The organism is Streptomyces sp. NPDC021225 (assembly GCF_044332865.1).
Lineage (GTDB): Bacteria > Actinomycetota > Actinomycetes > Streptomycetales > Streptomycetaceae > Streptomyces.
The window spans coordinates 66,966-86,378 of record NZ_JBIRPV010000001.1; the positions used below are offsets into that span (position 1 = coordinate 66,966).

A 19,413-nucleotide genomic window follows, 5' to 3' on the forward strand; every position below is an offset into this window, starting at 1 on the left:
GAAGCGACGGCGTGTCGTCGTCTCAAACTCACCACAAAGTCGCTGACATGATTACTGACGGCCGAGAGAGCCGACAAAGCCGTCCAGCCGTGAGACGACGTGCCGCAGTACCTCAACGGATCCTGGCGCGTCGTCCGGGAGTTCCAGGGAGTGATCTGCTGAGGGGACTTCCAGGACGTCGTGCCGCAGGGACTCGGCGATCCGTGAATCCCACAGCTTGTCGGCGCTTCCACCGATGAGGAGCGTCGGGGCTTTGGCCCGCTGGAGAGAGCGGGCCACATGGTCGAAGGTCAAAAGAGGGGTGAGCCAGGCTGCCGCGATGTTCTGATCGGCGGCAATGCCGCAGGCGAGGGTGGCCAGGGACTTGCCGACGAGGAGGCGGCAGGCTCCTGCCTCGGCGTCGATGGCCTGGGTGACCTGCCCCTCCACCCACGCGATCCGGTCGTCCTCGGTGAACTGGGAGAAGTCGTCGGGGACCCGCCACCACAGCTCCTGGACGGTCCAGCCGTGCTGGACGAGCACGCTGCGGGCGAAGTGCAGCAGCGGTCTGGCGGGCGTGTAACCGACGCCTGGAATGACGAGTGCCACCCGGTCGGGGGCGCCGTCGAAGCGGGTGGGGACGGTGAAAGGGGAGGGACCAGGCATGGCCGCAGGCTACTCGCCGGCTGATCATGTGAGGGCCGTCCTGCCGGACCGCTGAGCGGTGCAAGAGACGCGACACCGTCCCTCGTCGCACTGCTCACCGTGCCCGGGGGGCGACGCCCAACCGGGCCATCAAGAGCGCCACGCACCGTTCGGCGAGGTCGCCGGACTCCGGCCAGGGGGCGCCGGGGGAGTCGAGGCCGACGCAGACGGGCCCGGCCTGGCCGGTGGTGCCCCCGGCGGCCAGGGCGTCCAGGGACCCGACCAGCACGCACGGCCGCCCCAGCCCGCGCAGCAGCGGCAGCCGGGTGTCGTGCGGGCGAGTGCCGACGATGATGAAGCCGTCCGCCATGGCGCTGTCCGCGACCCGGCGCAGCCCCTCCTCGCCCTCCTCCTGGGTGAGCAGCAGGACGTCGTGGTCGTGGCGGCGGGCGGCGGTGACGACGCGGGCCGCGAACCGCATCGCGCCCGTGATGTCGCCGCCCTCGCTCAGCGGGGTCACCAGGGCCAGCACCCGGGTGCGGCTGCTGGCCAGGGCGCGCGCCCCGGCGTGCGGACGGTAGCCGAGCTCGCGGATGCTGGCGTGGATCCGCCGCCGGGTGGCCTCGGAGATCGGCCGCTTGCCGCTCAGGGCGTAGCTGACGGTGCTGGGCGAGACCCCGGCGTGCCTGGCCACATCCGTGATCCTGACCATGGAGCCCCCTCCTCGGCGGGGTTCACTTGACGGCGCCCACGGCGATGCCGCGGGCCAGCGTCCGCTGGAAGATCAGGAAGAACAGGATCGCGGGCGCGATCCCGAGCAGGGCGGCCGCGTTCGTCATGGTGGCGTCCATCAGCCGCTGGCCCTGGAGGACGCCGAGCGCCACCGACACCGTCTGGTTGTCGTTGGAGATCAGCATGACCAGGGGCAGCAGGAACTCGTTCCAGGTCCAGATGAAGAAGAAGACCAGCAGCACCCCGATCGTGGGCCGGCTGACCGGGACCACCACCCGCCACAGCACCTGCCACTTGTTCGCGCCGTCGATCCTGGCCGCCTCGATGACCTCCTTGGGGAAGGCGCCGAGGACGGAGGAGAGCAGATACGTGCCGAACGCGGACTGGATGACGGTGAAGACCAGGATGACGCTGAGCCGCGTGTCGTACAGGCCCACCTCCTTCAGCAGGTAGTAGATGGGGTAGACCAGCGCCTCCTGCGGGAGCATGTTCGCCAGCACGAAGAAGGCCAGCACCCAGGGGCGGCCCTTGATCCGGCCGATGCCGATCGCGTACGCGTTGAGCACCGACAGCACCGCCGCGAGCACCGCCACCGAGCCGGAGATCACCACCGAGTTGACCAGCTTCTGGCCGAAGTCCACCCGCTCCCAGAAGTCCTTCAGCCCGTCGAGATACAGCCCGTCGGGCAGGCTGAGCGGCCCGCTCGCGGAGTACTCGGCGGGCGACTTGACCGCGTTGAGCGCGACGACGGCGAACGGCGCCACCATGAAGAGGGCCGCCACGACCAGCGCGGCCAGTACCGGGTATCGCGTGACGGCCTTCACCGGTCCTGGTCCTCCGCCCGGGTCTGGAGGCGCAGCGCCACGAGGGCCAGCGCCAGGATGAGCACGGTCAGGACGGTCGACACCGCGGAGCCGTAGCCGACCTGCGTCTTCTCGAAGAAGTTCTGGAAGGAGAAGTACGAGGGCACATTGGTGGCCCCGCCGGGCCCGCCCTTGGTCAGCACATAGACGGCGCCGAAGACCTTGAGCGCGGCGATGGTGCACCACAGCAGCACGACGTAGATCTCCGGGCGGATCTGCGGCAGCGTCACATGCCACAGCCGCCGCCACCAGGACGCCCCGTCCAGCTCGGCGGCCTCGTGCAGGGCCGGGTCCACGCGCTGCATCCCGGCCATGAAGACCACCAGCGGGAAGCCGAGCTGGACCCACACCATCACCCCCATCACGCTGTAGAGCGCGATGTCGGGGTCGCCCAGCCAGTCCTGTCGGAGCGAGCCGAGGCCGACCGCGTTCAGCAGCTCGTTCAGCGCGCCGTCGTCGGGGGCCAGGATCCAGCTCCACACGACGCCGGCCACGGCGATCGGCAGCACCTGCGGCAGATAGAAACAGGCGCGCAGCACGCTCGCGACGCGGGTGCCGACGTGCTTGGCGATGTAGTCGAAGAGCGCGGCGGCCAGGACCAGGCCGATGGCGGTGGGGATCACCGCCATCGCCAGGACCATCGCGAGGCTGTGCCGGAACGACTCCCAGAAGGCGGAGTCGTCCAGCAGCGTGCGGTAGTTGTCCAGCCCGGCCCAGGAGGGGGTGCCGACGCCCTGCCAGTGGGTGAAGCTCAGCCCCGTGGTCATCAGGAACGGGACGACGATGACGGCGAGGAAGGCCAGCGCGCCGGGGATCAGGAAGAGCGCGTACGGGTATTCGCGCGGTGGTCGTCCCGTGGGCTTTGCGGTCCCGGCCGTCTTCATGTCTTCGGTGCGCCCGACTCGTACGCCGTCTTCAGCGCGTCCAGATAGTCGTCGGGATCCGTGCTGTCGGTGATCAGCTTCTGCGTCTCGGAGACGAGGGTGTCGTAGAACCCGGGGACCGGCCAGTCCGGGTAGAAGGCGAGCCCGTCGTTCTTGGCGAGCTTGTCGAAGTTCTCGATCAGGCTCTTGGACTGCGGGTCGGTGATCGCCGACGGGTCGGCGGCTATGGGGACCGCGCCCTTGTTGCCGAGCACGTTCTGGATGCCCTTCTTCATCGTGATGTCGATGAAGTCGTACGCGAGCTTCTTGTTCTTGGCGCCCTTGGGGACCACCCACAGATTGCCGCCCGAGCCGAGCGTCAGCTTGGAGCCGGGCCACAGGAAGGTGCCCCACTGGTGCTTGATCTCCGACTTGAAGCGGCCGAACCACCAGCTTCCGGAGAAGAACATCGGGTACTTGCCCGAGATGAACGCCGTGCCGGCGTCCTCGGCCTTGGCGCCGCTGGAGCTCTTGGCGATATAGCCCTTCTTCACCCAGTCGGCGAAGGTCTCGGCGCCGTAGGTCCACGCCGCGTCGTGGAAGTCGGGCTTGCCCTGGTAGAGCTCGTACGCGTCCACCCAGGAGCGGTCCGCCTTGCTCAGCGCCAGCTGATAGACGTACTGGTGGGCCGGGTATTCGGCGCCCGCGTTCGCGAGCGGGGTGACGCCCTCGGAGGTGAAGGTGTCCAGGGCGGCGGTGAACTCCTCGAAGGTGGTCGGGACCTTCACCTTGTACTTGTCGAAGAGGTCCTTGTTGTAGAAGACCATCGTGTACTCGGCGAAGTTGGGCACCCCGTACCACTTGCCGGAGCCCATCACGCCCTGCGCGTCGTACCGGCTGGTGGTCTGCACCCCGGCGCTGAGCGGCTTGTCCCAGCCGCGCTTGGTGACCTCGGGCGTGAGGTCGGTGAGCAGCCCCTGCTTGGAGAGCAGCCCGGCCGTGGCGTTGCCCTTGTTGTACTCCATGACGTCCGGGGCGTCGTTGGAGTTGAGCACCATCGAGGCCGTCTTCTGGATCTGTTCGAAGCCCTTCTCCTCGAACTTCACCGTGACGCCCGGGTGGCTCTTCTTGAACTCCTCGATCGCCTGCTGCCAGGCCACGCCCATCGCCCCGTTGGGGGCCTCGTAGTGCCAGAGCTTGAGCGTCCTGCCGTCGCCGCCCCCGCTGTCCGAGCCACCGCACCCGGTGAGCGCCGCGGCCCCCACCAGGGCGGCGGCCAGGAGGGCCGCCGTCCGTTTCTGTGCCTTCTTCCGTGCCTTCAACATCCGCTGCCTCTGGGAGGGTTGGAGGGGTCCGCACGATCGTCGAAGCGCTTCGATGGAGGAAGGTAGGTGGGGCTCCACGGGTACGTCAATGGCGTTGACAAAATGACTAGGGGGACGCTGCCTGTACGCGCGCGAGCCGTCAGTCCGCCTCCGGCGACCGCCGCAGCGCCCCCGCGCCGCTCGCCGCCGCCAGCAGGGCCAGCGCCGCGGCGGTCGCGGGGGCCGTGTAGCCCGCGGCCGGGCCCAGGTGGTCCACGGTCCAGCCGCCCGCCGCCGCGCCCGCCGAGATGCCGATGAGGAGGCCGGTGTACGCCGTCGTCATGCCCTCGTTGAGGCGGGCCGACGGGGTCAGCCGGTGGACGAGGGTCATGCCGCTGATCATCGTCGGCGCGGTCGCCATGCCCGCGACGAACAGCAGCGGCGCCAGGGACGCCGGACCGGTCGCCGCCAGCAGGGGGAGGACGGCCACGGCCATGGCCGCCACGCCCGCCAGGAAGCGGGCCGCCGCCGACCCGCGGACCGGCAGCGCGCCGAAGACCAGGCCCGCCGCGCAGGACCCGGCCGCCTGGAGCGCCAGGAGCGCGCTGCTCGCCGGGCCGTGGCCGTACGAGTCCACGGCCGCGACCGTCGCGACCTCCATCGACCCGAAGACCGCGCCGGTCGCCAGGAAGGTGACGACCACCACCCGCAGCCCCGGCGAGCGCAGCGGCGATCCGGCCGCGGAGTCCGTACGCGGCTGTGGCGGGGGCTCGGTGCGGCGCTGGGCCGCGAACAGCAGGGTGCCGGTCACGAGCAGCACCGCCGCCGTCGCCAGCCCCGCCTCCGGGAACACCGCCGTGCACAGCACCATCGCCAGCGCCGGGCCGGCCATGAAGCACACCTCGTCGACGACCTGCTCGAAGGAGTTGGCGGTGTGCCGGGCGCCCGGGTCGTCGCGGTGGACGGACGCCCAGCGGGCGCGCGTCATCGAGCCGAGGCTCGGCACGCCGGAAGAGCCCGCCGCGCAGAGGAACAGGGCCCACGCCGGGGCCTCGTGGTGGACGCACAGCAGCGTGGCCGTGGCGCCCAGCGCGAAGACGGCGACCGCCGGGACCGCGACCCGCGCCTGTCCGTGGCGGTCCACCAGCCGGCCCAGCAGCGGCCCGGTCACGGCCGTCACCGCGATGCCGGTGGCCGAGACCGCGCCGGCCAGGGCGTACGAGTCGCGCACGGTGGCGATCATGACCACCATGCTGACCCCCAGCATCGTCCCCGCCAGCCGCCCCACCAGCGCGGCGAGCGTGAACGCGGCCGCCCCGGGGGCGGCGAACAGCCCGCGGTAAGGCGCGAGGAACGACGGGCGGGGCGGGTGGGGCTCAGGGCCGCGATCGTCCGTTATTAGTTGTGCGGCGGGCGTCGCGGGCGCGGCGTCCGCCGTGTGCGACGCCGGGCCCGCACCGCGCGGCGTCGGGGCGGGCCCGGCACCCGCGCTGCCGCGCGGCGCCGTGGGCACCACCGGCCTGGAGGCGAGGAAGAGGATCACCCCTCTACGGTCGCGGGCCCGCCCGCGACCGGTCCAACACCTGATACGCGGCCATTCACGCACCTGTGTTGTGAAACACGCGTGCTGTTGAATGCACGCGTGCCCAAGGACATCGAGCCCCGTCTGCTGCGCGCCTTCGCCGCCGTCGCCGACGAGCTGCACTTCACCCGCGCCGCCGCCCGGCTGTACGTCGCCCAGCAGGCGCTCAGCCGCGACATCCGCCGCCTGGAGCGGGAGCTGGGCGCCGAGCTGTTCGTACGGACGACCCGGCAGGTGGCGCTGACCGCCGAGGGCACGCGGCTGCTGCCGTACGCGCGGCGGGTGTTGGCGGCGCAGGAGGAGCTGGCCGCCGCGTTCGGGGGCGGCGGGGCGGGGGCGGGACGGCCGCTGGTCGTCGATGTCGGCGCGCCGGTGTCCACCGGGAGCGAGGTGCTGGCCGAGGCGCGTGGCCGGATATCGCCGGAGGTGGAGCTGGTGGCGCGCTTCCACAGCGGGCTGACCGGGGCCGCCGCCGAACTGCTCGCGGGGCGCCTGGACGTGTCGTTCGGGCGCGTCGGCGGGCTCGACCCGGCGGTGCTCGCGCGCCTGGACCACCAGCTGATCCGCTACGAGCGGATGGCCGTGGTGCTGCGCGAGGAGCACCCCCTCGCCCGGCTCCCCGAAGTCCCGCTGGACGCGCTCGCGGGGGAGACGCTGTACGCGGCCGCGGGCAACGCGGCCACCGCGGAGTGGACGGATCTGGCCACGCAGCTGTTCGCGGGGCGGGGCATCGTGATGGCCGAGCCGTTTCCGGAGATCGAGGGCGTCGAGGAGTTCACCCGGGTGGTGGCCAAGCGGCGCTGGTCGGTGCTGGCGAGCACGGTGTTCATCGCCATGCCCGGCGCCGTGCTGCGGCCGCTGACCGGCCCCGTGCCGCTGTCGCCCGTCTCCATGGTCTGGCGGCGCGGGCTGCGCCACCCGGGTCTCGACGCCCTCCGCGCGGCCGCGGCGATGCTCGGGGCGGCCGGGGAGGCCGGGGCGGCCGGAGGGTGGCTCGACGCCCCGCCCGGCAGCTGGCTGCCCGGCCCGGAGGCCGCCGAGGCGGCCCAGGCGGCGGCCCAGGCGGCCCGGCCCTCCCGGTGACCGGGGGCCGTTGTGGCAACCCTCACCACGCCCCCCGCTCCCGGGTGAGAGCAAGGTTTCTTCCGCGTCACCTGCCGCCACAGCGCGGAAATCCGTACTTCCTACCGTCGTCAGGCAGCGAAACCGCGCACCAGTGGCGACACCCGAGCGAGATCTGTGGAGGCGTGATGACTGCCCCGAACACCACCGCCGCACGCAAAGGGGGCCGCTGGATAGAACAGTGGGACCCGGAGGACGAGACCTTCTGGAAGGAGAAGGGCGAGAAGATCGCCACCCGGAATCTCTGGTTCTCCATCCTCTCCGAGCACATCGGCTTCTCCATCTGGAGCCTGTGGTCGGTGATGGTCCTCTTCATGGGGCCGGAGTACGGCGTGGACCCGGCCGGGAAGTTCTTCCTGGTCGCGATGCCCACCCTGGTCGGCGGAATCCTGCGCGTCCCCTACACCTTCGCCGTCGCCCGCTTCGGCGGCCGCAACTGGACGATCGTCAGCGCGGTGCTGCTGCTGGTGCCGGCCATCGCCGCCGCCATGGTGATGAAGCCCGGCACCTCGTACACCACCTTCATGGTCGTCGCGGCGCTCACCGGGGTCGGCGGCGGTAACTTCGCGTCCTCCATGACGAACATCAACTCCTTCTACCCGCTGCGGAAGAAGGGCTGGGCGCTCGGCCTCAACGCGGGCGGCGGCAACATCGGCGTGCCCGTCATCCAGCTGATCGGCCTGCTGGTCATCGGCACGGCCGGGGCGGCCCACCCGCGCGTGGTGCTCGGCGTCTACATCCCGCTGATCGTGGTCGCGGCGCTGCTCGCGGCGCTGTTCATGGACAACCTGGCGCCGGTGAGGAACGACGGCGGGGCCGCCAAGGAGGCGGCGCGGGACGCGCACACCTGGATCATGTCGTTCCTGTACATCGGCACCTTCGGGTCGTTCATCGGCTACAGCTTCGCCTTCGGCCTCGTCCTCCAGAACCAGTTCGACCGCACCCCGCTCCAGGCCGCCTCGCTCACCTTCATCGGCCCGCTGCTCGGCTCCCTCATCCGCCCCATCGGCGGCCGTCTCGCCGACACCTACGGCGGCGCGCGGATCACGCTGTGGAACTTCGCCGCCATGTCCGCCGCGGCCGTGGTGGTCGTCTTCGCGTCCGCGGAGAAGTCCCTGGGCGTCTTCCTGGTCGGCTTCATCGCCCTGTTCGTCCTCAGCGGGCTCGGCAACGGCTCCACGTACAAGATGATCCCCGGCATCTTCCAGGCCAAGGCGGTCGCGCGGGGGCTCACGGGCGAGGAGGCCGCGGCATACGGGCGGCGGCTGTCGGGCGCCGCGATGGGGCTGATCGGCGCGGTCGGCGCGCTCGGCGGGCTCGGCATCAACCTGGCCTTCCGGGAGTCCTTCCTGAACGCGCACACCGGGACCCCGGCCTTCGTCTCCTTCCTCGTCTTCTACGCCCTGTGCTCCGTCGTCACCTGGGCCGTATACCTCCGCGGGGCCCGCCCGGCGGCACGGCCGGCCGCGGCGGAGGCGCAGGAGCCGCAGAGCGCGCGGCAGCCCGCCTACGCGGACGTCTGACCCCGGTCGTCAGGCAGGATTGGTTTCAGCTTCGGTTGGACGGACGGGGAGCGTACGGCACGGGGCGCGCGTTCCCCGTCCGTACGCCCCGTTACACCTGGGAAACCTCCGCGAACCGCGACCGTCACTCGCCGGCCACAGGATGGCCGTCGAGATGAGGCCGCGGAGGGCGCCCATACGACAGCGGATCGGGACGAGAACCATGCACCGAGACCACAGCGCCGCGACCGGCCCCGCCCCAGGGCCCGCGGCGATCAGCCCTGCCGCAGAGCCCACGGCCACCGAACCCGCCGCGGTCACCCGCGCCACCGGGTCCGCGGGCATCGGGCCGCTCGCCGGGTTCACCGTCGGGGTCACCGCCGCCCGCCGCGCGGATGAGCTCGGCGCGCTGCTGCGGCGGCGCGGCGCGGCCGTCATGCACGCGCCCGCGCTGCGCATCGTGCCGCTCGCGGACGACGCGGAGCTGCTCACCGCCACCAAGCAACTGCTCGAACAGGCCCCCGACATGGTGATCGCCACCACCGCCATCGGCTTCCGGGGCTGGATCGAGGCCGCCGACGGCTGGGGCCTCGGGGACGCCCTGCTGGGCCGGCTGCGGGGCGCCCGGCTGCTGGCCCGCGGCCCCAAGGTGCGCGGCGCGATCCGGGCCGCCGGGCTCACCGAGGAGTGGTCCCCGGCGTCCGAGTCGCTGGCCGAGGTGCTCGACCGGCTGCTGGAGGAGGGGGTCGACGGCAGCCGCGTCGCCGTCCAGCTGCACGGCGAGCCGCTGCCCGGCTTCGTCGAGTCGCTGCGCGCGGCGGGCGCGGAGGTGGTCGGCGTGCCGGTGTACCGGTGGATGCCGCCCGAGGACATCGGCCCCGTCGACCGCCTCCTCGACGCGACCGTGGCCCGCGCCCTGGACGCCGTGACCTTCACCAGCGCCCCCGCCGCCGCGAGCCTGCTGGACCGGGCCGAGCGGCGCGGCATGCGCGAGGAGCTGCTGGACGCGCTGCGCCACGATGTGCTGCCCGCGTGTGTCGGGCCGGTCACCGCGCTGCCCCTGGAGGCCCATGACGTGCCCACCAGCCAGCCCGAGCGCTTCCGCCTCGGCCCGCTCGTCCAGCTCCTCACCCGCGAACTGCCGGGCCGGGTCAGGCCGCTGCCGGTCGCCGGGCGCCGTCTGGAGATCCGCGGCCACGCGGTCCTGGTCGACGGCGAGCTGCGGAGCGTCCCCCCGGCGGGCATGGCCCTGCTGCGCGCCCTGGCCCGCCGCCCCGGCTGGGTCGTCGCCCGCGCCGACCTGCTGCGCACCCTGCCGGGCGCGGGGCGCGACGAGCACGCGGTCGAGACGGCGATGGCCCGGCTGCGCACGGCCCTCGGCACCCCGAAGCTCATCCAGACGGTCGTCAAGCGCGGCTACCGGCTGGCCCTCGACCCCTCGGCGGACACCAAGTACGCCGACGCCTGACCGCCCGCCTGACCGCCCGCCTGACCGCCCGCCGGGACTCGCGGCTTGTACCACGCCTCGGGCCGAAAGCTCCGGGCTTGCCCAAGAGCGGGACCGGTCCGCGGGTCCCTCGGCACAATGACCCCATGCATGGAGCCGATCACACACCGCCAACTGAGGTGAGGCTGGCGGTGGACGGAGACGGGGCCGACGACGAGCTGCGGTCGCTGTACGACTGGCTCGGCCACGAGGACGCGCTGCGCGGCCGCCTGGAGCTGCGCCCCCGCCCGCTGGCCGAGGGCGAGATGGGCGGGGTGCTGGATGTGCTGGCTGTGACGCTCGGGGCGGGCGGCATCGGCGGGTTGATCTCGTCCGTGTCCACCTGGCCGGGCCTGCGCCGGAGCGACGTCACGGTCACCGTCACCGCAGCCGACGGGCGCGAGATCACCATCGACGTACAAGGGGCCGCCGACCCGCTGGCCGTCATCCGGGAAGCCGAGCGCCTGACCGCGGCGCCGCGGGAGTGACGGCCGGGTGACCGGGACCTGGTTCGCCGACGCCGCCTCCAGCCGGGTGGTGCTCCTCGGCTCGAGCGAGTACGACAAACTCGATGACCTCCCCGCCGTCCGCAACAACCTGACGGACCTGCGGCACGCCATCACCGAGTCCGAGCACGGACTGCTCGTCGGGCGGCCCGACGAGCACTGTGCGGTGCTGGGCCCGGGCGGCGAGCCGGCCACCCGGGAGGCCATCGGCGCGGCGCTCTCCCGAGCCGGCCGCGAGGCCACCGAGCTGCTGCTGGTCTACTACTCCGGCCATGGGCTCGTCGACGACGACGGCATGCTGCACCTGGCGCTCGAACACACCGATCCGAAGCGGCTCGGCTTCACCGCCGTGCCGCTGGATGTGATCATGCGTGATCTCGTCAGAGCGCGGGCGCGGGCCCGGGTGCTGATCCTGGACTGCTGCTTCTCCGGGCGGGCGATCGGCGTGATGGCACCGCCGGGCGGCCTGTTGGCCGGTCAGCTGCCCGCGAGCGGCACCTACGTCCTGACCTCCACCGGCGCGACCAAGACGTCCCATGTGCCCCGCGGGTCCCGGCACAGCGCCTTCACCGGCGCCCTGTTGGGCGCGCTCGGCGAGGCGGAGCCGCTGAATCTGGACCAGATCTACGAGCGTGTGCGAGGCGAGCTGTGCGGTCACGGGCTGCCCAGCCCCGAGCGCCGTACCACGGGTGGCGCCGGAGGGCTCGCCCTGACGCGCGGACCGATCCGGGTGGGCACGGACCCGGCCAGGGCGCTCCGGTGGTGGCACCGCCCGTCGCTCCCGTGGAAGGCGGCGGTCGCGACGGGGGCCGTGGTCACCGTGGCCACCGCGGGGGTGGCGGTCGCCGGGGGCCTGCCGTGGCAGCACCCGCGGGACGAACGGCCCACGGAGGGCGAGCGGACCCCGACCTCATCGGCCACCACCGGCCACGGCCCCGGCACGCGTCCGACGAGCACGGCCTCCGGGGCGAGTCCGTCCAGCCGCCCGCCCCGGCCCACCACAGAGGAGTTGAAGGTCGAGCTGTTCAAGTCGAACCGGACGTCCGACGGCACCGTCACCATCGATCTGAAGGGCGCGGTGGGTGCCGTCGACCGCGGCAAGGTCAGCGAGGTGTTCGGCGGTGGGGAAGGCCAGACCGGCGGGGGTGGCGGCGTCAGGGCCGACAACACCGATGGAGGCACCGCCAGTGGGTTCGTCAACTTCGCCGTCGACGCCCTGGGGCGGACGTGCAGCGCGCACGGGCTGGCCCTGGGGGAGTCGACCTTGGTGACCGGTCCCACCCACAAGTGGGCCAAAATCACGGTGGTTCACGTCGAGAACGCGACACCGGACAACTCCAAGGACATCACCGCGACGTTCCGGATCTCCCAGGGGCGGGGCGAAACCCCTCAGGGCAACAAGACGTGCGCGTGAGGCCGCCGACAGGCGCGGCCGTGGGGGTTCCGGGCCCGGGCCGGGGCGGGCACTCTGGGAGTGCGTGATTTCCGCTGTCCGCGCGCGATCCGCGCGAGCCGCACGACCGCGCGCAACCCCCCACCGAGGTGCCACGAGCGCCTCAGCCCGAAGGAGTGACAGGAACATGGCGTCGGCGTCGCCCTATGACCTGCGGTTCGACTCCGGGCGGCTGTGTCTTGACCTGGTGGCCACGGTCGGCGGGCGGCTGAGCGAGGCGCCGGTCGAGCGGCTGGACGGGGTGGAGCGGCTCAGGGCGTGGCTCGTCGGTGCGGGCCTGGTGCCCCGCGGCACCGCCCTCGAGACCGTCGACGGCGGCTGGCTCATCCGCTTCCGCGCCGCGCGCGACCTGCTCCACCGCATCGTGCACACCGAGGTCGAGGGCCGCGCCGCGGGCTCCGACCTGGAGCGGGTGAACGCGCTGGCCTCCACCGCCCCGCCCGCCGTGCGGGCCGTACGCGGCGCCGACGGCACCCTCGTCCGCAGGCTCGCCGCCGCGCCCGACTGCGGCGCGCTGCTGGCACAAGTGGCGCGGGACGCAGTGGAATTACTCACAGATCCGGTGGCGCGCGGGCAGCTGCGGCAGTGCGAGGGGGAGACCTGCTCGCTGGTGTACCTCGACACCTCGCGCGGGCGCCGCCGCCGCTGGTGCTCCAGCGAGGTCTGCGGCAACCGCGAGCGCGTGGCCCGGCACCGCCGCCGGGTCACCCGGGCCTGACGGGCGCACGCCGGAGCGCCACGCCCGATGCCGCCAGAACGCCGCCTGACGCGGTGTCATTGCAGCTCACGGTACCGTTAGTTGAGGGGTGCCGAACGCTGTATAGCGCAATTGCGCGTACATCACAGCATTTTTGTTGAACATGGAAGTGTTACCCACCGTACCCCCTCGACCGCGCGGTGGGGATTACGCAAGGATGCTCCCGTGACCGAGAGGACGACACCGGACGACGCGCTCATGCGCGCGCTCTACGAAGAGCACGCGGGCCCGCTTCTCGCCTTCGTCCTCCGCCTTGTCGGGGGCGACCGGCACCGGGCGGAGGACGTGGTCCAGGAGACGCTCCTGCGGGCCTGGCGCAACGCCGACCAACTGCGGAGCACCGGCGGCTCGCTGCGCCCCTGGCTGGTGACCGTGGCCCGGCGCATCGTCATCGACGGTCACCGCGGCCGCCGCGCCCGCCCCCAGGAAGTCGACGCCGCCCCCCTGCACGCCGTGCCCGCCGCCGACGAGATCGACCGGGCGCTGCGCATGATGACCATCTCCGACGCCCTCGCCGACCTCACCGATGCGCATAGAGAGGCATTGGTCGAGACATACTTCAAGGGGCGTACGGTGAACGAGGCGGCCGAGGTGCTGCGCGTACCGCCGGGGACGGTCCGGTCCCGGGTGTTCTACGCGCTGCGCGCCCTGCGGCTCTCGCTTGAGGAACGGGGGGTTACGGCATGATGCCGGCAGCGGAGGACCAGCAGCACACCGCCGTCGGCGCTTACGCCCTCGGCGTACTCGACGCGGCGGACGCGGCGCGCTTCGAGGAGCACCTGCTGGGCTGCGACCGATGCGGCGCCGAGCTCGACCAGCTGATGGGCATCCCGCCGCTGCTGGCCGAGTTCGCCACGTCCTCCGACGGCCGTACGGTTCTGGACCCCGCCACCATCACCGCCCGCCCCGGGCCCGAGCTCCTCGGCAAGCTGATGGACGACGTCAGCACCAGCCGCCGCGGGGGCCGCAGGCGCCGGCTGTTCCTGGTGGCCGCGGCCGCCGCCCTGATCATCGCCGGCCCGTTCGCCGGGGCCGCGCTGACCTCGGACGACGACGGCGGCGGCAAGCCCCAGGTGGTGGCCGCCGCCCCCGCGAAGGCGGCGTTCGACCAGGGCCGGAAGTCCGGCGCGGTCGACCCCACCACCAAGGTCGACGCCACCGTCTCGCTCCAGGCCAAGGGCTGGGGCACCTCGGTGGCGCTCAAGCTCGGCAACGTGAAGGGCCCGAAGGCCTGCGACCTGGTCGCCGTCGGCAAGGACGGCCACGAGGAGACCATCACCACCTGGGCGGTGCCCAGCACCGGCTACGGCATCAAGGACGGCGACGCCTCGCGCTGGAGCAAGGAGCCGCTCTACGCCCTGGGCGGCGCGGCCATGAACCCCGACCAGATCGACCGCTTCGAGGTCCGCACCCTGGACGGCGACCGCCTGGCGGTGGTGAAGCTCTGAGCGGTCCGCGCGGCCGCTCGGCCACGGCCCGGAGCGCCCCCCTGGTGTACGGTTGACGGCTGCCCTACGCACACAGAAGGGGGCTTGGGTGGCCGCGCACAACGCCACGCACGCGAGCCGGAAGGCGAGACCGGACAGACCCGGCGGACCCGGGAAACCGGCCGCCGGGAAAGCCGCCGGAAAACGGGACGGCGGCGGGGACGGGACCCGCGAGCGGGAGATCCGCACCGAACAGGTGCATCTGGACCGCGTGTACCGGCGCCTCGAGGAGAAGATCCACGAGGCGGAGTTCCTGATGAACGACGCCGCCAAGCGCGGCCAGGTCGGCACGCCCGGCGCGCTCGCCGAGCGGGACGCCCAGGTCTTCCGCGCCGGGGTGCACCTCAACCGGCTCAACAGCGAGTTCGAGGACTTCCTCTTCGGCCGCATCGACCTGCTGCTCGGCAAGGACGGGGAGCGCGGCCCGGACGGCGCCTACACCTCCGTCGAGCCCGCCGACGACGCGATCCGCCCCGGCGAGGACGGTGAGGACGGCGGCGGCCGCGCGGAGATCGCCGAGACGCTGCACATCGGCCGCATCGGCGTGCTGGACGCCGACTACGCGCCCCTGGTCATCGACTGGCGCGCGCCCGCCGCCGCGCCCTTCTACCGCTCCACCCCCGTCGCCCCCGGCCGGGTCGTGCGCCGCCGCGTCATCCGCAGCAAGGGGCGCCGGGTGCTCGGCGTCGAGGACGACCTGCTGCGCCCCGAGCTGACCGCGACCCTGGACGGCGCGGAGCTGCCGGTCGTCGGCGACGGCGCGCTGATGGCCGCGCTCGGCCAGGCCCGCGGCCACACCATGCGCGACATCGTGGCCTCCATCCAGGCCGAGCAGGACCTGGTGATCCGCGCCCCCGCCGCCTCCGTCACCGAGGTGGAGGGCGGCCCCGGCACCGGCAAGACCGCGGTCGCGCTGCACCGCGCCGCGTATCTGCTCTACCAGGACCGGCGGCGGTACGCGGGCGGGATCCTGGTCGTCAGCCCCACCCCGCTGCTGGTCGCCTACACCGAGGGCGTGCTGCCCTCGCTCGGCGAGGAGGGGCAGGTGGCGATCCGCGCGGTCGGGTCGCTGGTGGACGGTGCCGAGGCCACCACGTACGACGAGCCGGCCGTGGCCCGCGTCAAGGGCTCCTCGCGGATGACCCGGGTGCTGCGCAAGGCCGCGCGCGGCGCCCTGGAGCTGCCAGCGGGCCCCGGCCGGGCGGCCGGGCAGGCGGCCGGGCCGCCGGAGCGGCTGCGCGTCGTGGCGTTCGGCGCCCGCCTCGAGCTGGACGCCGACGAACTGCGCCGGATCCGGGAGTCCGCGCTGGGCGGCACCGCCCCCGTCAACCTCCTGCGCCCGCGCGCCCGCCGGCTGCTGCTGGACGCGCTGTGGGCCAAGACGGCCAAATCTGGGGGTGCCCACCGCTACACCGACCCCGAGCTGGCCGCCGAGGCGCGCGAGGGCTTCGACGAGGACGTCTCCACCGAGGACGACTTCCTCGGCTTCCTGGCCGCCTGGTGGCCCGAGCTCACCCCGCGCGCCGTGCTGGCCGCGATGGCCGACGAGAAGCGGCTGGCCCGCTGGTCCCGGCGGGTGCTCGGCCAGCGCGAGGTGAGCCGGCTGGCCCGCTCGCTGACCCGGCTGGGCGCGGACGGCCAGGGCCCGCTGTCGGTGCACGACGTGGCGCTGCTGGACGAGCTGCACACCGTCCTGGGCGCCCCGGCCCGGCCCGCCAGGCCCCGCGAGGCCGACCCGCTGGACCAGCTGACCGGTCTGGAGGAGCTGACCACCTACGCCGAGCGGACCTCGTCGCGCCGCAGCCGCGCGGACCGCGCCGAGCAGGAGCGCGCCGACTACGCCCACGTGATCGTCGACGAGGCGCAGGACCTGACCCCGATGCAGTGGCGCATGATCGGGCGGCGCGGCCGCCACGCCACCTGGACGGTGGTCGGGGACCCGGCGCAGAGCTCCTGGTCGGACCCGGACGAGGCGGCCGAGGCCCGCGCCGAGGCGCTGGGCAGCCGCCCGCGCCGCCGATTCACGCTGACCGTGAACTACCGCAACCCGGCGGAGATCGCCGAGGTCGCCGCGAAGGTCCTCGCGCTCGCCATGCCCGGCGCCCAGGCGCCCGAGGCGGTCCGCTCCACGGGCCTGGTCCCGCGCTTCGCGCCCATGACCGACGGAAACGGCGGAGGCGGCGGCGACCTGGCCGCGCGGGTGCGCGAGGAGACGCGGCGCCTGCTGGCCGAGGTGGACGGCACCGTCGGCGTGGTCGTCGCCATGCGGCGGCGGGCGGCGGCGCGCCGCTGGCTGGAGGGTCTCGGCGACCGCGCGGTGGCGCTGGGCAGCCTGGAGGCCAAGGGCCTGGAGTACGACGCGACGGTCGTGGTCTCGCCCGCGGAGATCGCCGACGAGTCCCCGGCCGGGCTGCGGGTGCTGTACGTGGCGCTGACGCGCGCCACGCAGCGGCTGACCGTGCTGTCGGGGGAGCGGGACGACCCGGACGAGCAGGGCGTCCCCGATCTGCTGAGGGACTGAGCCGAACGGGTGCCGCGCCTCCGGGGCGGAAACGACCCCGCGAAACAACCCGCGAAAACAACCCGTGGGGGAGGGAATCACTTCCCGGGATGGTTTGTTAGCCTTGCTGTTGGCACCGGCTCGATCCAAGCCCCCGGGCCCAACCTTCGTCGCTTCGAGCGACCACTTGCCGCGAGGCGAGCATGGCGGGTCGGTGCCACCTGTACATCTCTGAAGAGGTCCGCGTCGGCGCTTGCGCGACGCGGACCTCTTCGTCGTTTTTCATCGGGTTCAACGGGCTGAACAATATTTCCGAAACTCGAGCCCGGTTACGCGGTACCGGAAGGTAGGTGTAACCATCTGAAGACCACTGTCCGAGGGCGGGCCGGCGAACCATCACCGGGGCCCGGGGGCAACCTGGAACAAGGGAAAGCAGAGGAAGTCGGCCATGGCAACGGCGCCCAGCGTCTCGTACTCGATGACGGTCCGGCTGGAGGTCCCCGCGAGCGGCACGGCGGTCAGCCAGCTCACCACGGCCGTGGAGTCCTCCGGGGGCTCGGTCACCGGCCTCGACGTGACCGCTTCCGGCCACGAGAAGCTCCGGATCGACGTCACCATCGCCGCGACCTCCACCGCACACGCCGACGAGATCGTCGAGAAGCTGCGCGGCATCGAGGGCGTCTCGCTCGGCAAGGTCTCCGACCGTACGTTCCTGATGCACCTCGGCGGCAAGATCGAGATGTCGTCGAAGCACCCGATCCGCAACCGTGACGACCTGTCCATGGTCTACACCCCGGGTGTCGCCCGGGTCTGCCAGGCCATCGCCGAGAACCCCGAGGACGCCCGCCGCCTCACCATCAAACGCAACAGCGTCGCGGTGGTCACCGACGGCTCGGCGGTCCTGGGCCTGGGCAACATCGGCCCCAAGGCCGCCCTGCCCGTCATGGAGGGCAAGGCGGCCCTCTTCAAGCGCTTCGCGGGCATCGACGCCTGGCCGCTCTGCCTGGACACCCAGGACAGCGATGAAATTGTCGCGATCGTGAAAGCGATCGCCCCCGGCTTCGCGGGCATCAACCTGGAGGACATCTCCGCGCCCCGCTGCTTCGAGATCGAGGCCCGGCTGCGCGAGGCGCTGGACATCCCGGTCTTCCACGACGACCAGCACGGCACCGCCATCGTGGTGCTCGCCGCGCTCACCAACGCGCTGCGCGTGGTGAACAAGAAGATCGGCGATGTGCGGGTGGTCATGTCCGGCGCGGGCGCGGCCGGCACCGCCATCCTCAAGCTGCTGATCGCCGCGGGCGTGCGCCACGCGGTGGTCGCGGACATCCACGGCGTCGTGCACGCCGGGCGCGAGGACCTGACCGGCGCGAACGGCAACTCCGACACGACCGCGCTGCGCTGGATCGCCGACAACACAAACCCCGAGGGCGTCACCGGCACCCTCAAGGAGGCCGTGCGCGGCGCCGACGTCTTCATCGGCGTCTCCGCCCCGAACGTCCTGTCCGGCGACGACGTGGCCGCCATGGCCGAGGACGCGATCGTCTTCGCGCTGGCCAACCCCGACCCCGAGGTCGACCCGGCGATCGCCCGCCAGACCGCCGCCGTGGTCGCCACCGGCCGCTCCGACTTCCCGAACCAGATCAACAACGTGCTGGTCTTCCCGGGCGTCTTCCGTGGCCTGCTGGACGCGCAGTCGCGTACCGTGAACGACGACATGATGCTGGCCGCGGCCCGGGCGCTCGCGGACGTCGTCCACGACGACGAGCTGAACGCCAACTACATCATCCCGAGCGTTTTCAACGACAAGGTGGCGGGCGCGGTCGCCGGCGCGGTGCGGGTCGCGGCCAAGGCTGTGACCGGTACCACGGGGGTCTAGGGCGGGCCCGGCGCGTCGTACGGCGCGTCGCGCGGCGTTCAGCCGATCGGGCCCCCATAGGGTGTCGGGCAGAAAACGGCCGCCACGGCGCTTTTCGCGCGACTCACCAGGGCACCGGATTGGCTTTCCCGCCACAGGTGGGGGCAGGATGCGTTCCGGGCGCGAGGGTCTGAACAGCAGACCCGGGTCCGGGGACTGTCCGAGGGCCCTGGCAGCATCGGCTTCGATCTCACGCCTAATGGCAAGATGAACACGGGAGTACAACATGAACCGCAGTGAGCTGGTGGCCGCTCTGTCCGAGCGCGCCGAGGTGACCCGAAAGGACGCCGACGCCGTTCTGGCCGCCCTCGCCGAGGTGACCGGAGAGATCGTCGCCAAGGGCGACGAGAAGGTCACCATCCCCGGCTTCCTGACCTTCGAGCGCACCCACCGTGCCGCTCGCACCGCGCGCAACCCGCAGACCGGTGAGCCGATCGAGATCCCGGCCGGCTACAGCGTGAAGGTCTCGGCGGGCTCCAAGCTCAAGGAAGCCGCCAAGGGCAAGTAAGACCCCATACGAAGGGGCGGCCACCCAATCGGAGGGTGGCCGCCCTTTCGGCGTTCCTGCGGCCCCTGAAGCCGCTTCCCGGCCCCTCAGGCGGTCTCTTCGGCGCCAGGCAGCTCGACCTTGGCGCCCAGCTCGACGAGCTTGCTCATGCTGCGTCTACCCGGGGGATAACCCCCGGACCCCCAGCCGGGGCCCGGGGCGGGGCT

16 protein-coding genes and 1 pseudogene are annotated in these 19,413 nt (G+C 72.6%); 11 read left to right on the forward strand and 6 right to left on the reverse strand.

Annotated features, from left to right (window positions below):
* Positions 1-51: 51 nt before the first annotated feature.
* The 6 genes and pseudogenes from ACH4S9_RS00255 to ACH4S9_RS00280 form a co-directional block, all read right to left on the reverse strand.
* The gene (locus tag ACH4S9_RS00255) at positions 52-645 is read right to left on the reverse strand and encodes an alpha/beta hydrolase (RefSeq protein ID WP_398368863.1); all 594 of its coding nucleotides are present in this window, start codon (positions 643-645) and stop codon (positions 52-54) included.
* Between the two features lie 124 nt (positions 646-769).
* A pseudogene (locus ACH4S9_RS00260) lies at positions 770-1,336 on the reverse strand (LacI family DNA-binding transcriptional regulator); the annotation flags it as partial.
* A gap of 22 nt (positions 1,337-1,358) precedes the next feature.
* On the reverse strand, positions 1,359-2,123 hold the full coding sequence (locus tag ACH4S9_RS00265) for a carbohydrate ABC transporter permease (protein WP_398370467.1): 765 nt from the start codon (positions 2,121-2,123) through the stop codon (positions 1,359-1,361).
* 53 nt (positions 2,124-2,176) lie between these two features.
* The gene (locus ACH4S9_RS00270; RefSeq protein WP_311727403.1) at positions 2,177-3,103 is read right to left on the reverse strand and encodes a sugar ABC transporter permease; all 927 of its coding nucleotides are present in this window, start codon (positions 3,101-3,103) and stop codon (positions 2,177-2,179) included.
* Complete coding sequence (locus ACH4S9_RS00275; protein ID WP_311727402.1) at positions 3,100-4,407, reverse strand: extracellular solute-binding protein; 1,308 nt, start codon at positions 4,405-4,407, stop codon at positions 3,100-3,102. Before ACH4S9_RS00275 ends, ACH4S9_RS00270 begins: the two co-directional genes overlap by 4 nt.
* Positions 4,408-4,546: 139 nt before the next feature.
* Positions 4,547-5,929, reverse strand: a complete 1,383-nt coding sequence (locus tag ACH4S9_RS00280; RefSeq protein WP_398368866.1) for an MFS transporter — start codon at positions 5,927-5,929, stop codon at positions 4,547-4,549.
* 99 nt (positions 5,930-6,028) lie between these two features.
* Between ACH4S9_RS00280 and ACH4S9_RS00285 the strand changes: the two genes are divergently transcribed.
* The 11 genes from ACH4S9_RS00285 (at position 6,029) to ACH4S9_RS00335 (ending at position 19,207) form a co-directional block, all read left to right on the forward strand.
* Positions 6,029-7,051 (forward strand): LysR family transcriptional regulator, encoded by a 1,023-nt coding sequence (locus tag ACH4S9_RS00285; RefSeq protein ID WP_398368868.1) that lies wholly within the window; start codon positions 6,029-6,031, stop codon positions 7,049-7,051.
* A gap of 167 nt (positions 7,052-7,218) precedes the next feature.
* Positions 7,219-8,613, forward strand: coding sequence for a nitrate/nitrite transporter (locus ACH4S9_RS00290; RefSeq protein ID WP_398368870.1), 1,395 nt, complete (start codon positions 7,219-7,221; stop codon positions 8,611-8,613).
* Between the two features lie 202 nt (positions 8,614-8,815).
* Positions 8,816-10,060, forward strand: a complete 1,245-nt coding sequence (locus ACH4S9_RS00295; RefSeq protein ID WP_398368872.1) for a uroporphyrinogen-III synthase — start codon at positions 8,816-8,818, stop codon at positions 10,058-10,060.
* A gap of 170 nt (positions 10,061-10,230) precedes the next feature.
* Entirely contained in the window at positions 10,231-10,566 is a 336-nt protein-coding gene (locus tag ACH4S9_RS00300) for a hypothetical protein (RefSeq protein WP_398368874.1), read from the forward strand.
* 7 nt (positions 10,567-10,573) lie between these two features.
* A complete protein-coding gene (locus ACH4S9_RS00305; protein WP_398368876.1) occupies positions 10,574-11,998 on the forward strand; it encodes a caspase domain-containing protein in 1,425 nt (474 codons plus the stop codon).
* A gap of 166 nt (positions 11,999-12,164) precedes the next feature.
* A complete protein-coding gene (locus ACH4S9_RS00310; RefSeq protein WP_311727396.1) occupies positions 12,165-12,755 on the forward strand; it encodes an ABATE domain-containing protein in 591 nt (196 codons plus the stop codon).
* 237 nt (positions 12,756-12,992) lie between these two features.
* The gene (locus ACH4S9_RS00315; RefSeq protein ID WP_385340430.1) at positions 12,993-13,481 is read left to right on the forward strand and encodes a sigma-70 family RNA polymerase sigma factor; all 489 of its coding nucleotides are present in this window, start codon (positions 12,993-12,995) and stop codon (positions 13,479-13,481) included.
* Positions 13,478-14,242: a zf-HC2 domain-containing protein gene (locus ACH4S9_RS00320; RefSeq protein ID WP_311727394.1), complete on the forward strand. Its 765-nt coding sequence runs from the start codon at positions 13,478-13,480 to the stop codon at positions 14,240-14,242. Before ACH4S9_RS00315 ends, ACH4S9_RS00320 begins: the two co-directional genes overlap by 4 nt.
* Before the next feature lie 88 nt (positions 14,243-14,330).
* Entirely contained in the window at positions 14,331-16,802 is a 2,472-nt protein-coding gene (locus ACH4S9_RS00325; RefSeq protein WP_398368879.1) for a HelD family protein, read from the forward strand.
* A 427-nt stretch (positions 16,803-17,229) separates the two neighbouring features.
* Positions 17,230-18,660 (forward strand): NAD-dependent malic enzyme, encoded by a 1,431-nt coding sequence (locus tag ACH4S9_RS00330; protein ID WP_311727393.1) that lies wholly within the window; start codon positions 17,230-17,232, stop codon positions 18,658-18,660.
* A gap of 265 nt (positions 18,661-18,925) precedes the next feature.
* Positions 18,926-19,207 (forward strand): HU family DNA-binding protein, encoded by a 282-nt coding sequence (locus ACH4S9_RS00335; RefSeq protein ID WP_014179130.1) that lies wholly within the window; start codon positions 18,926-18,928, stop codon positions 19,205-19,207.
* The last annotated feature ends 206 nt before the right edge of the window (positions 19,208-19,413 follow it).

Coding starts and splice junctions, on each gene's coding strand:
- ACH4S9_RS00290 (WP_398368870.1), top strand. CDS start 7,219: ATGACTGCCCCGAACACCACCGCCGCACGCAAAGGGGGCCGCTGGATA.
- ACH4S9_RS00275 (WP_311727402.1), bottom strand. CDS start 4,407: ATGTTGAAGGCACGGAAGAAGGCACAGAAACGGACGGCGGCCCTCCTG.
- ACH4S9_RS00330 (WP_311727393.1), top strand. CDS start 17,230: ATGGCAACGGCGCCCAGCGTCTCGTACTCGATGACGGTCCGGCTGGAG.
- ACH4S9_RS00255 (WP_398368863.1), bottom strand. CDS start 645: ATGCCTGGTCCCTCCCCTTTCACCGTCCCCACCCGCTTCGACGGCGCC.
- ACH4S9_RS00335 (WP_014179130.1), top strand. CDS start 18,926: ATGAACCGCAGTGAGCTGGTGGCCGCTCTGTCCGAGCGCGCCGAGGTG.
- ACH4S9_RS00295 (WP_398368872.1), top strand. CDS start 8,816: ATGCACCGAGACCACAGCGCCGCGACCGGCCCCGCCCCAGGGCCCGCG.
- ACH4S9_RS00265 (WP_398370467.1), bottom strand. CDS start 2,123: ATGGTGGCGCCGTTCGCCGTCGTCGCGCTCAACGCGGTCAAGTCGCCC.
- ACH4S9_RS00270 (WP_311727403.1), bottom strand. CDS start 3,103: ATGAAGACGGCCGGGACCGCAAAGCCCACGGGACGACCACCGCGCGAA.
- ACH4S9_RS00320 (WP_311727394.1), top strand. CDS start 13,478: ATGATGCCGGCAGCGGAGGACCAGCAGCACACCGCCGTCGGCGCTTAC.
- ACH4S9_RS00310 (WP_311727396.1), top strand. CDS start 12,165: ATGGCGTCGGCGTCGCCCTATGACCTGCGGTTCGACTCCGGGCGGCTG.
- ACH4S9_RS00315 (WP_385340430.1), top strand. CDS start 12,993: ATGCGCGCGCTCTACGAAGAGCACGCGGGCCCGCTTCTCGCCTTCGTC.